The sequence below is a fragment of the Paenibacillus artemisiicola genome (assembly GCF_017652985.1).
Lineage (GTDB): Bacteria > Bacillota > Bacilli > Paenibacillales > Paenibacillaceae > Paenibacillus_Z > Paenibacillus_Z artemisiicola.
Map to the genome: position 1 here is coordinate 179,566 of NZ_JAGGDJ010000004.1, position 12,462 is coordinate 192,027.

General features: G+C 50.2%; 12 protein-coding genes. 3 read left to right on the plus strand and 9 right to left on the minus strand.

Features of this window, described 5'->3' with window-relative positions; all coding sequences use genetic code 11:
• Window positions 1-194: 194 nt before the first annotated feature.
• Window positions 195-764, minus strand: a complete 570-nt coding sequence (locus I8J29_RS09280; protein ID WP_208847333.1) for a dihydrofolate reductase family protein — start codon at window positions 762-764, stop codon at window positions 195-197.
• 205 nt (window positions 765-969) lie between these two features.
• Window positions 970-1,623, minus strand: coding sequence for an alpha/beta hydrolase (locus I8J29_RS09285; protein ID WP_208847334.1), 654 nt, complete (start codon window positions 1,621-1,623; stop codon window positions 970-972).
• A 501-nt stretch (window positions 1,624-2,124) separates the two neighbouring features.
• Between I8J29_RS09285 and I8J29_RS09290 the strand changes: the two genes are divergently transcribed.
• Window positions 2,125-2,892 (plus strand): SDR family oxidoreductase, encoded by a 768-nt coding sequence (locus I8J29_RS09290; RefSeq protein WP_208847335.1) that lies wholly within the window; start codon window positions 2,125-2,127, stop codon window positions 2,890-2,892.
• A 160-nt stretch (window positions 2,893-3,052) separates the two neighbouring features.
• On the opposite strand, the gene I8J29_RS09295 is transcribed toward I8J29_RS09290, so the two are convergent.
• The 3 genes from I8J29_RS09295 to I8J29_RS09305 all read right to left on the minus strand — a co-directional run bounded on the left by I8J29_RS09295 (window position 3,053) and on the right by I8J29_RS09305 (window position 5,272).
• Window positions 3,053-3,751 (minus strand): alpha/beta fold hydrolase, encoded by a 699-nt coding sequence (locus I8J29_RS09295; protein ID WP_208847336.1) that lies wholly within the window; start codon window positions 3,749-3,751, stop codon window positions 3,053-3,055.
• A gap of 128 nt (window positions 3,752-3,879) precedes the next feature.
• Window positions 3,880-4,872 (minus strand): SDR family NAD(P)-dependent oxidoreductase, encoded by a 993-nt coding sequence (locus tag I8J29_RS09300; protein WP_240546024.1) that lies wholly within the window; start codon window positions 4,870-4,872, stop codon window positions 3,880-3,882.
• Window positions 4,859-5,272, minus strand: coding sequence for a MerR family transcriptional regulator (locus tag I8J29_RS09305; protein WP_208847337.1), 414 nt, complete (start codon window positions 5,270-5,272; stop codon window positions 4,859-4,861). Before I8J29_RS09305 ends, I8J29_RS09300 begins: the two co-directional genes overlap by 14 nt.
• 412 nt (window positions 5,273-5,684) lie before the next feature.
• On the opposite strand from I8J29_RS09305, the gene I8J29_RS09310 reads away from it, so the two are divergent.
• Window positions 5,685-7,376 (plus strand): RCC1 domain-containing protein, encoded by a 1,692-nt coding sequence (locus I8J29_RS09310; RefSeq protein WP_208847338.1) that lies wholly within the window; start codon window positions 5,685-5,687, stop codon window positions 7,374-7,376.
• Between the two features lie 203 nt (window positions 7,377-7,579).
• Here I8J29_RS09310 and I8J29_RS09315 read toward each other — a convergent pair whose 3' ends face one another.
• The 4 genes from I8J29_RS09315 to I8J29_RS09330 form a co-directional block, all read right to left on the minus strand.
• On the minus strand, window positions 7,580-8,248 hold the full coding sequence (locus I8J29_RS09315) for a hypothetical protein (RefSeq protein WP_208847339.1): 669 nt from the start codon (window positions 8,246-8,248) through the stop codon (window positions 7,580-7,582).
• 87 nt (window positions 8,249-8,335) lie between these two features.
• A complete protein-coding gene (locus tag I8J29_RS09320; RefSeq protein WP_208847340.1) occupies window positions 8,336-8,638 on the minus strand; it encodes a hypothetical protein in 303 nt (100 codons plus the stop codon).
• A 54-nt stretch (window positions 8,639-8,692) separates the two neighbouring features.
• Complete coding sequence (locus I8J29_RS09325; RefSeq protein WP_208847341.1) at window positions 8,693-9,334, minus strand: HAD family hydrolase; 642 nt, start codon at window positions 9,332-9,334, stop codon at window positions 8,693-8,695.
• Window positions 9,335-9,427: 93 nt separating this feature from the next.
• The gene (locus tag I8J29_RS09330; RefSeq protein ID WP_208847342.1) at window positions 9,428-10,513 is read right to left on the minus strand and encodes a helix-turn-helix transcriptional regulator; all 1,086 of its coding nucleotides are present in this window, start codon (window positions 10,511-10,513) and stop codon (window positions 9,428-9,430) included.
• Window positions 10,514-10,765: 252 nt separating this feature from the next.
• Here I8J29_RS09330 and I8J29_RS09335 point away from each other — a divergent pair, with 252 nt between their 5' ends.
• Window positions 10,766-12,460, plus strand: coding sequence for a M3 family oligoendopeptidase (locus tag I8J29_RS09335; protein WP_208847343.1), 1,695 nt, complete (start codon window positions 10,766-10,768; stop codon window positions 12,458-12,460).
• Window positions 12,461-12,462: the final 2 nt, after the last annotated feature.

Sequence of the window (12,462 nt, forward strand, 5' to 3'; positions counted from 1 at the left end):
TTTGTTGTTGCACCTTGATCTTACCAAGGATGACGGCGTGCGAAATCTGTTAAAGGTCATGAATGCACAACAAAAAAAGCATCGCTTTCGATCATTGCGCATGACCATTTTCATGCGCAATGCCAAAAGTAATGCTTCTCTTTACGCGTCCTCGTTCGAGGGCGCTCGTTAGCCGAACACTTCGTACGGCACGGCTATTTCTCCACCTCGTAGCGGGTCGCGATAATGCCCGAGTTGAACGTTCGGCTGGACAGCAGCTTGAGTTTGATTTTCTCGACGCCGCCGTCGAATGCCGATTTTCCGCTGCCCAGGACGACCGGACATATCGTCAGCAGGAATTCGTCGATCAGGCCGAGCTCAAGAAGCGTCTTCGCGGCCCCCGGGCTGCCGAAGATAACGAGATTTTTGCCAGGCTGCTCCTTGAGCGCCTTGATTTCCTCTGCGATATTGTCCTTGATCAGCAGCGTATTGTCCCATTCCGCCTTGTCCATCGTGCCGGAGATCACGATCTTCTTGACAGCCTGCAGCCATTTCGCATGCTCCATCTCGTGCTTCGACGCATTCGGATCCTCCAGCACTGTCGGCCAGTAGCTCTCCATCAGCTGATACGTCTTACGCCCGTATACGGGAGAGCCGACTTCGGCTACGACCTCCTCGGCGTATTGCTCGAATTCCTCGTTGTACGGAATCCAACCCAGACCGCCGTTCGCATCCGACGCATACCCATCCAGCGACACATGCATGAACAATACGAGTTTTCTCATGTCCGTTTCTCCTCCGTTTTCGAATGCAGCTTGGTCGATTTGTTGGCCGTTGCCCTCGGTGTTTTGTCCTGCCGTTACGTCCACTATACATCCTTACGTTACGTAAGGTTCAAGGGGAAATCTGAATGATTGTTTGGCACAAGACAATGTTTCGCAAAACTGTCCGTCAGCACAACGACGGCCACCGTCGAATCATACGGCGCGGTTATCGTCCGAACGCCCACGCCACCATCAGCGGAAACTCCGCTCGCCACATCCTATCGTCGTGCGCCGCGACCCGCTCCCTCATTTCCACGTCCGCACCCGACTCGCGCAGCGCAGCTGCCCATCGGCTCGCGTTATCGAGGAAAAAAGGCTCCTGCGTACCGGCAACGAGGTATGCGCGCGAAACCGAACCCGGCATCACGTCCGGTGGTTGGTAACCTCCGCCCGGCGAGGCGCAGAAGATCGCACCGAAGAGGTCCGGATGCCGAAGGCCGACGGCGAGCGAGAGCTCTCCACCCGCGGACACACCGAACACGGCGGTGCGATCGGCAGGCAGCGCGACTTCGAAACGCGATCGGGCCCATGCGTGAACATCCTCGACGAAGAACTTCTCGTGTGCCGCGAATCGCTCCGGGCTAAAACCCGGCGAGTATTCATGGAGCCGCAGCGTCTCATCGGCCAATCGGTGCACGCCAATAATCATCGTGGGCGGCGCGCCGGCCTCTTCCAGGACTCCGCCCCACTGCGAGATCAACTGACCATCGCCGGCAAACACGAATGCCTGGGGCGGATCCGGAGGGATATACACCGTAACTTGCCGACCGCCGTCATACTCGAGCGTCTCCGTCACGCGTTTTCCCGCGATGAATGACATTGTCATTAGCTCCTCTCATAGCTGCCGCTAGCAGCAGGTTTCAACTGACGGCTTATTTACATGCTTCTGTTCCACTTTGCCCAGGCTTTCCACTGCTGCTGCGGATTGCAAACTACACTGCTTAATGAATTCACTAAGCCCGGTTGATCTCCTCTGGCGAAATCGTATTCGGTCTGATTTATTATTCCGCTGGTAAAAGCTCCTTCAGTTCATCCAAGCGATCCGACTCCATACAAGACTGCGCATATGCCATCACTAAACGCGTTTCCAATCCGGCCGGTGGTACAGCTGTTTTCATGCAGCCCCATTTCGCGGGCGACTTGCGCCACCGTGTTTCCTTCACTCCTGCACCATCATGTCACGAATTATTTCATAGCGTCGTTTTATGTTGGAGCGCAATGAACAATAGAAGACACAACGTATGAATTACGTGCAAATCACAAGATTTATGTAAAATGTCGATACATGCACTTCATGTAAACAACAACTAGGAGGTTCAACATGAAAATCGTCGTTATGGGCGGCAGCGGTCTTATCGGAAAACAGCTGGTGGCGAATCTTCGTGAGCTTCGTCATGAGGTCGTAGCAGCATCGCCTTCCCTGGGAGGAATCAACTCCGTGACCGGCGAGGGACTGACTGAGGCGCTTAGCGGCGCGCAGGTTGTCGTCGACGTGACGAATTCGCCGTCATTCGAAGACATCGCCGTATTGGAATTCTTCGAGACCTCCACCCGAAATCTTCTTGCCGCTGAAGCCGCTGCCGGCGTGGGACATCATGTTGCGCTATCGGTCGTAGGATCCGACGGTCTTCTCGAAAGCGGTTATTTCCGTGCGAAGATGGCCCAGGAAGCATTGATCAAATCTTCCAAGGTCCCCTATACGCTCGTTCACTCCACGCAATTCTTCGAGTACGCCGGCAACATCGCCAATGTAGCCACGGACTGGGAAACCGTCCGGCTCCCGTCCGCTTTCGTTCAGCCGATCTCTTCTCAAGACCTTGCCGCTGCGATCGTCGACTTCGTGGTCGGGGCGCCAAAATACGGCATTGTCGAAGTGGCTGGGCCGGAACGGATGCGAATGGACGAATTCATCGGCCGCTTCTTAAGCGCGAATCAGGACAATCGTCAAGTAATCGTAGATGACAACGGCCACTATTTCGGCGCCAGATTGAACGAGCTGTCTCTCGTACCGGACGACCGCAACGCGCGTATCACTTCAACGCGTTACGAGGATTGGCTCGGCCGTTCTCTGGCGCTTGGTCACTCCTAATTGTATCTTCCATCAGCACCGCAGCTATCAGAAGCGACAATTTGTCTTTTAACTAAAAAGGGCAACTGATGTTCAGATCAGTTGCCCTTTCCTCTTGATCGGAAAAGCCGTAAGCTCTATCAACCGCATTCATTCCGAACGACGTGACGCCGAATTCCTTCTAGATTTGGTTGAGGAGAATGCTGCATAGTTGGCCGGGAGTTGAAAATAACGGTGTATGGTCTGTATCTAGCGTAAAAACTTTCTTACAGGGCGATGCGGTTTGCATACTTCGCTGCGTTTCAATGGTTACAGAGTTATCACGCAGGCATTCAATGTAATACCGAGGGATACGACCAAAGTTGCCTTGTGTCAACTCGAGCGGCGTCAGCAAGGGACGCAGCGCTTCAACCTGCCACCGGGAAACAGCATCTTGTACATCCTCCATATGACAGTTATTGTATAACATATCCTTTACTTTATGTTTAGAAACCGTCATCGTATCACCATCATCAGAAATCTGGACATAGGGATGAGGCGGAATCACATCGATCATATTCTGACCATTCTTGAATAAAAATGCCGATATATAAACAAGCGATTTAATTCGATTGGGTCGATATTCAGCAGCTTGCGATACTGCCATCCCGCCCATGCTATGTCCGACCAGTATCACCTCTTGATCAAGGCCATCAATGACAGTGGCAACACAATTCGCATATGCTTCGAGCGTTAACTCCGATATCGGAGTTTTGTCTTCCCCATGCCCAGGCAAATCAATAGCAATGGCACGATGGCCTGCTGATTCTAATAAAGCAATCATTTTTCCCCAGCACCACGCACCGTGCCACGCGCCGTGGATAAGCAAATAAACCGACACGAAATCACCTCATGGCTTTATTTGTCCACAGGATAAAGGTTGATTATTCGGCCTTTCCTATGCTGTGCTTACCGATAAAAAACGATAACCGCACTATCGACATGCTCACAATAGGCGCCCCCCATGATTCAGGTTTCAAATTGTACGCCTGTCATCTTCTCGCTAAGCTGCCAAAGCCGCGCAGCCAAGATGGGATCGATTGCCCATGCCGTAACGCCCGACTGCCCAGACGAGGTAGCCGGATGTACGATTTTTGCGATATCCACGTCTTCGCAGTACACGCCGCCTTTTCCGTCAAGCTGTGGGCTGGTCGCACACCAAATGGACGTTGCTGCACCTTGTTCAATCGTTTTTAAGTTGCGGTTCTCGCTGCGGCGTCCCTTTTTATCGTGCGCATAAATGGCGAGCATTTCGTCATCCGTCAGGTTGATCGCCAGATCGGTCTCCACTATACCGGGGTGTAACGAGAACGCACGTACGCCGGATGAATATCCGCGCTTGTCCAGTTCGACGGCAAACAGCGAATTGGCGGATTTGGACTGCGCATATGCAAGCCACTTGTCATATTCCTTCCGCTCAAAATGAGGATCGTCGAAATCGACCCCTCCCAAGCTGATTGCTGACGATGAGACTACGACAACTCTGGCTCCTCCCGTCTTTTTTAAAGCGGGCCAGAGCCGCGCGGCAAGTTGAAAGTGTCCCAGATGATTGGTAGCAAACTGGGATTCATACCCTCGGGGATCGCGCTTTAACGGCGGGACCATAATACCCGCGCTAAGGATGAGCATATCAAGCCGGCGACCAGAATCGAGAAATCGCTGCGCAAAGGCGTCGATCGATGCCGGGTTCAGTAGATCCAGTTCCTCCAGTTCCGCATGCGAGATGCCGGCGAGAGAAGCACGGGCCTTATCCAACGTACGCGCCGGCACGATGACCGAAGCGCCTGCTTCCGCCAAAACGCGAACGGTCTCCAGCCCGATTCCCGAATAACCCCCTGTGACAATGGCCGTTTTTCCGGTCAGATCACGTCCGCCAAGCACCTCCTTCGCAGTCGTACCATGTCCGTAGCCTGAGGGTAGCGGTTCTTGCGGCGTAATCCTATATCCATCAGTCGCGCTCAAGTGAATGGCCTCCTTTGGTCAACGGTCCCGTCTGCGACGGGTCGCGGCCCATTAGCTCTTTATAATTCGCAATCTTAAATTTCATCATTTCCAAAGCGGTCAGCATGTCAGCGATCTGATCCTCGATCATGATCCGGTGATCTTGAAGAACGGTCATACATCCTTTGTAATTTTGGGCATGATAGAACATGATATATCGTTCGATTTCCTTCAGCGGCATGTTGGCACGTTTTAGAAAAGCAACAAACGTGAAACAATCGAGATCGGATTGGCTATACGCGCGTCGTCCGTTATCTTTGCGTCGTATCTCCGGCAACAGCCCAATCCTTTCGTAATAGCGAATCGTATCTTGACTGAACCCTGTCCGTTGCACAATGTCTGAGATCGTAAATGTCTCCATACTCGCTCCTATCCACAAGCCGTTTATCCGGTCGTCGGCTTGTTTAATTGCATTCTATAACTTGGAGTATACTCAAGGTCAAGAAGGGGATAATCCCCAACCCTGTCTGCGAGCTCCAATGCTCCTTTACAGCGAGGAGCAGGTGATACAAAAGATGATCCCATGTGAATACAGGGATCATCTTTTTCTATTGACTGTGTGTAAAGCGCAATAAGGATCACCGTTCAGCGTCTTTATTGGCATAAATTATGCGAGTCGAGGCACTGAAGGATTCTCGTGTCCCATTAGTTCAATGGCGCGACTGTGCCTTCGAATCTCCCTTTAACGTACTCCTTAGGAGTTATTTATTTTTTTGAAAAATTTCCGTATTATGGTATACATATGGCAAAAATAAAGATGGGAGTGAGATTTTGTGAGACCACGGTTGATGCTTTTGGTTGTTGGATTTCTCATGCTGACGCAGCTTCTGCCCTTACGGGCAAACGCCTCGGAGGCCGGTTCCTCTTTAGAAGCAGAGCGTTCAAAATCGGGGGTAACAATGGTAGCGGGAGGTCGCGGGCATGGTCTGGCTCTAAAACAGGACGGAACCGTCTGGGCGTGGGGGCTTAACAATTATGGTCAACTCGGTGAATATGGTCAGTCCTACGACCGATATACTCCGATTCAAGTGCAGCGCCTCAGTTCCGTAATCGCGATTGCTGCGGGAAATGAGCATAGTTTGGCTCTTGAAAGTGACGGAACCGTCTGGGCCTGGGGAAATAATTCTAACGGCCAAATCGGCGATGGAAGCGGAAGGCCGGGTTTGGGGCATTCTGCCCCCATTCAAATAAAAAACTTCAGCTCCGTGGTCGCCATCGATTCAGGAGCAAACTATAATTTAGCGCTTAAAAGCAATGGAACCGTCTGGGCGTGGGGAGATAATTCTTTCGGCCAACTAGGTGACGGAACCACGAACGAGCGGCATATCCCCGTTCAGATACAGGGGCTCGACTCGATTGTTGCCATTTCTACGGGCACCGAGCATAGTATGGCACTCAAAACCGACGGCACCGTCTGGGCCTGGGGAAATAACGCTTCGGGTCAGCTGGGCGATGGAAGCACAACCCACCGTTATGCTCCGGTCCAAGTACAGGGCATCCATTCGGCTGTTTCCATCGCTACGGGCGGCAGTCACAGCTTGGCGCTTAAGAGCGACGGAACCGTCTGGGCGTGGGGGAATAATTCTTATGGCCAACTGGGCGACGGAAACACGGCAGAGCAGCATGCCCCCGTTCAAGTGCAGGGTCTCGCGTCGGTAACAGCCATGGCAGCGGGCGTCAGAGGAGGGCATACGCTGGCTGTCAGAAGCGATGGAACCGTCTGGGCGTGGGGAAATAACGCTTCCGGCCAGCTGGGCGATGGAAGCCAAATCAATCGTTCATCCCCCGTTCAAGCAACCCATCTCGACGCCGTGTCCGCCATCGCGTCGGGGACTTCGCATAGTTATGCGGTCAAGAGCGATGGAACCGTTCGGTCATGGGGATTGAATAATTACGGTCAACTCGGCGACGGCAGCAAGACCAGCCGGTTTTCACCTGTCCCTATTGCCGCATTTAATCCGGTACCCTATGCCGAAACGCTGCTATATCGCTTCGACGGAACGATACTCGACTTTGACCAACATTATATGTTATGGAAAAGAACCGGCGATACCATGCTATGGCTGTACAACCGTGCCGATAAAAGCCAAGTCATGGTTTACGATTCCTACGGCTCGGAGGACAAGGTAAGTCAAGCCATGCTATCCGACGATGGCGTCATTTATACCCTCGTATATAATGGAGTGCCCGTCAGCTATTATTGGAAGCAAGGGAAGGTTTTACACCGTTGGGAAGGGCAGACTCAGTACGGCACAAATGAATATCCGGACGGTACCGTAGTGTATACGTTGTACGGTACGACTTATCTATATTCCACCCGTGAGGGCAAACTCTTATATTCCTTCAGCGGATCAGGGAAATTGGAATACCGGGAAGTCGTCTTCAGCGGACCGGGAGAGGAACAATACCCATATGGAGCCTGGTACCGGGTTGACGGCGGTGCATTATATGGAATTCGGATTTGAGCTAAAGGCCTCTTAACACAAGCTGGCCTCCGAGCTATTTTCTGCTTTTTTACTTCATGTACAGTCATCGGTTTACGCGGGCCTTATTGGCTTCATTCGCATGTTCTCCGTTGCGTCATCATCCGTAAGTTGGCTGGTAACGACGGCAGCCGATCATTCCGAGGGCGGCTGCCGTACGCAGTGAAGCTTGTTGGCATGATGGCTCATAAACATGTATGGATTTTTTTTAGAAGTTTAAAGCTCTCTCTCTCTAATTGATATATCTCTTTGACGATTGAGATACATTGCTCTTTTTGCTTAATTTCGCTTTGACGCGGTTCTTCATATGGATACATCTCTTTTAGAATTTTGTATCTCGAAGCAACCTCGTTGTATATTTTTATCCCTTCATCAATCGATTGTTCATTTAAACTTGTAGTTTTTCCTTTCAATTGCCCTTTCAATTGCGTAAGAAATTTCACTGCATGACTTCTTGCTTCGTATAAAATTTCTAAAAAGAGACTGAAAAAATATTTATCAACAGCCTCGTCTTCCAATGCAAGCAACCATTTTTCATAGGACTTTGAACCGACGTAATAAGTTTTTTCTGACCACCTATAATTTCCTTGTTCGTTTAGTCGAATAACAAATCCAAGTGCATGTTTAAGTGTAGTTAATTCATCTACTGGTTCAATTGGAGTGGCCCAGTGTAAAGAAATCAAACCACTTTCCGAGTTAACCGTCTGGTTGTTTGATTTCCGATAATTTACGCAATGGATACATGGACATTGACTTAAGCCCAGTAAGTTCCAAGGAATAACGGCATCGCTGTTCTCATATCCAGAGTGCCAATTTTGCGTATAATAACCGAGATCATCATAAGCATAAATCACTGATGTTTGATTCCCGATATCTATATTTTTTGCGAAAACTGGTTGTTTTGAGTTAATGGCTTGTTTTGCCTTCTCCCATGCTTGTGCCTACAAGTTAATAAAATCTACTCTTTCCGCATAAACATGTAGACCATCTATCTCTAATCCAATATTACGCACAAGATTAAGAACCTCTGGTTCAGGTGGTCCTCCATTAGGTTCCACTAGGTCTTCATCAAGTACATGCAAGAAAGCAAGCCCGGTCATACCAAATATCCATGATGTTGTCAACGGAATCTGATAATAATCAGCAATTGATTTAATCGCACCGACTAAAGAAGCATCGATTCCACTAAACTTATAGTTTTCTAATTGTACTTTATGGGTGTTAATACCAATATGATCTGACATTACGCACCTCCTATTTTATTCTGGATAATTTGACCAAATGTGGAGAATGCTCTCTCAGGTTACTTTCAGGATAATATCTTTTAGTTCGATCAAAGTCTTGATTCGATAGCTGGCTTGTGAGAAGTCATGCGTTTTGGTGAAGTCGTTGTGTACGATGGCGCAGTCGATACCGGCCGCCAGGGCTGAGTTCAACCCCCTGTTTGAATCCTCTACAACGAGGGTCTCTTCTTTGGCAGCTCCGAAGCGCTTTAGGCCGGTCAAATAGGGTTCAGGATGCGGCTTGGTGCGCTCGTAGTCTTCGCGAACGAGGACGAAATCCATGAATCTCCTAATCTGGCGATCTTCATGAATCAGTTGAAAGTCCGCATATTTTGAAGTCGTCACGATTGCCATGCGGACGTACTTGGACAGTTCGGCTAGCGCTTCTACTACGCCTTCAATCTCTATGGCTTCTGTTCTTAGATATTCCTGATAATAGACGTTGCGGACCTCACGCTGCTTGTTGAGGGTTTGTTCATCAATACCTGCCGCCTTAGCTTGCGCCCAAGTGCCCAGTGACTGTGTCATGTCGCGGAGATATTGATCCTTATCCAAGGTAAATCCAATGTCGGCCAGCGCGCGTTCTCCCGCTTTGTAATACCAGAATTCAGTATCAACCAGAACACCGTCGTGATCGAACAGTATATACTTTTTCACTGTTTCGCTCTCCTTCGTCAGTTGGCAACCATGCGTGCCATTACATGCCCCATCGCCATTCAATAGGCAGGAGAAGTTTTAAACGTACTAAACTCATCCCTTTTTCAGGGCTTCGATTATTTTGATGTATTGCAAATCCCCTAGTCCATAGTGAGGAAATAAATGAAATAAGTGCTGCAATAATTCATCCTGAGGCTTACCTATATGCTTCTTAATAAACGTCGTGATTTCATTATCTTCCTTTAGATAGTCTAGATATAAACGAATACCCTGGTACATCACAGGCATGACCTTTACTTCGGGCATACGATGATGAATCAAAACCTGCTCATAAAGATCTTGATAGCCTTCCAGCCTGATCTCCGTTTCTTCCACTTCATAAGTCATTTCGTTAACCATATGGAAGTACACTTTTCCATCGAATCTCGCTTGTTCTAAATACGCCAGTACGGTCAGTAAATTGATTTGACAGAACATGTCATCTCCGAACCATAACACCATGCATTTATAGCTATTCTCAAACAGCGGTTTCAAAGGAATCACGGTAATCTTCTCATACTCCTGCAAGGAAACCCGATGTCCGGAGGCTCTTGTTTGTATAAATGCATCGCTGAAAATCGTAACGGTCGTTTCGTTCGAACACATCGCTTCGTTAAAAGGAACATAATCGCTTTTTTCCATTAACTGATGGTTATAGAACTCTTCATACATCATTTGTCCATTCAAGATATTCAAGATGTCGTGATCAAACTGATTCTGGATCTGATCTTGCAATGCCCCAATCTTCCATTTCTGCGAGATGTCCATCGAGAATCCATCCTCTCTGCGATTGATTTTGAATTTGAGATAGGTTTGCAACGGTTGCGGTTTTTTTCTGAAGGCACTCGGGCTTATGCCAAACGTCCCTTTAAATGCTCGCGTAAACGCCTCTTGAGACAAAAATCCATACTTAAAGGCAAGATCAATCGTTTTTTGTTGGGTTTCTTTCAATTCCATCGAAGCCAGATACATTTTTCGAAGAGATTTATATCTTTTTATGGTGATCCCCGTCATCTGATGAAATTTGAATGAACAGTAATAAGGAGAATACCCCATATCACGGCCTAAACTTGCTAAAGAAAAATCTTCAAAAAGATGATCCTCAATCCAGTCAATCATTTCCTGCATCGTGCGATCCATAAGCACCTCCCCTTACTTGATTATAGAAGAATCGAACCTCTTTTTTTTGATATAAGTTGCGGTTTCTTTTGATGATTTGCTGTCTTTCGCTTCCCGCGCCATTAACCTGCCCCGCGGAATGGAGTATAATGGAATAAGGTTGCGCCCCTGTCGACTCGATGATGGGTTGCTGGAATGAGGTAAACGGGTCGACTAGGTTAGCCTGCACGTAAACGCTTCAGTCTTATAAAACCGGAAGGCGGTGTAGGGTGCATGACATTTAGCGAATATACATACGAGAGACCGAACGTGAAATCGTTCGAGGTGAAATTCAAGGAGCTGCTTGGCGTATTCGCCGCGGCTGACAGCCTCAAGGAGCAGGACTCCGCGATGGCGGACATAAACAAGCTCCGCAGCGAGTTCGACACGATGCAGACGATCGCAAGCATTCGCCACTCCATCGATACGACCGACGAATTCTACAAAGCAGAGCAAGACTTCTTCGACGAAAACAGCCCCGTCGTACAGGAATTCGTGACGGACTACTACCGGGCGCTGGTCGGCTCGAAGTTCCGCCCCGAGTTGGAGGCTAAATGGGGACGGCAGCTATTCCGGCTCGCCGAGCTGTCGCTGAAAACGTTCAGCCCCGAGGTGATCGAGGATCTCCAGCAGGAGAATAAATTAACGACGGAATACACGAAGCTGATCGCTTCCGCGAAAATTCCGTTCGAAGGTGAAGAACGCACGCTCGCGCAGCTCGGTCCGTTCCAACAATCGACCGACCGCGATATGCGCAGACGCGCCGCCGAAGCGTCCTCCGGCTTCATGGCGGAGAACGAAACGACCCTCGACCGCATCTATGATGATTTGGTCAAGGTCCGCACGCGGATCGCGAAGAAACTCGGCTTCGACAACTTCGTCGAGCTCGGCTACGCCCGCATGAGCCGAACCGACTACGACGCCGGCATGGTCGCGAGCTTCCGCAAGCAAGTCCAGGACCATATCGTGCCGGTCGCGACGGCTCTCAAGGAACGTCAACGGAACCGGATCGGGGTCGACAAGCTGCTCTATTACGACGAGAACCTCGCGTTCCTATCCGGCAACGCGACGCCGAAGGGCGACCCGGATTGGATCATCGCCGGCGGCGCGAAGATGTACGCGGAGCTATCGCCGGAGACGGACGCGTTCTTCCGGTTCATGCAAGACAACGATCTGATGGACCTCGTCGCGAAGAAGGGTAAGCAAGGCGGCGGTTACTGCACGTACATTAGCGAGCACAAAGCGCCCTACATTTTCTCCAACTTCAACGGCACCTCCGGCGATATCGACGTGCTGACGCACGAAGCCGGACATGCGTTCCAGGTGTACGAGAGTCGCGGCTACGCGGTGCCGGAATATGCCTTCCCTACCTACGAAGCCTGCGAGATCCATTCCATGAGCATGGAGTTTCTCACTTGGCCTTGGATGGAGCAGTTCTTCAAGGAGGATGCGGACAAATACCGCTTCGACCACCTCGCCAGTTCGCTCATCTTCATTCCATACGGCGTGACCGTGGACGAATTTCAGCATTACGTGTATGCGAATCCGGAAGCGACGCCGACCGAACGGAAGCAGGCGTGGCGCGAGATCGAGAAGAAATATCTCCCGCATCGCGATTACGCGAACAACTCGTACTTGGCGGCAGGCGGTTTCTGGCACAAGCAGGGACATATTTTCAACTCGCCGTTCTACTACATCGACTATACGTTAGCGCAGCTTTGCGCATTTCAATTCTGGAAGAAGTCCCGCGAAGACCGCGAAGCCGCCTGGCATGATTACCTCGGGCTTTGCCGTCTGGGCGGCAGCCTCTCCTTCACGGAGCTTGCAAGCGCGGCCGGCCTGATCTCGCCGTTCCAAGACGGCTGCGTTGCCTCCGTCATCGGCACCATCGAGGCGTGGCTAGATAGCGTGGACGACAAGTCTCTGTAAGG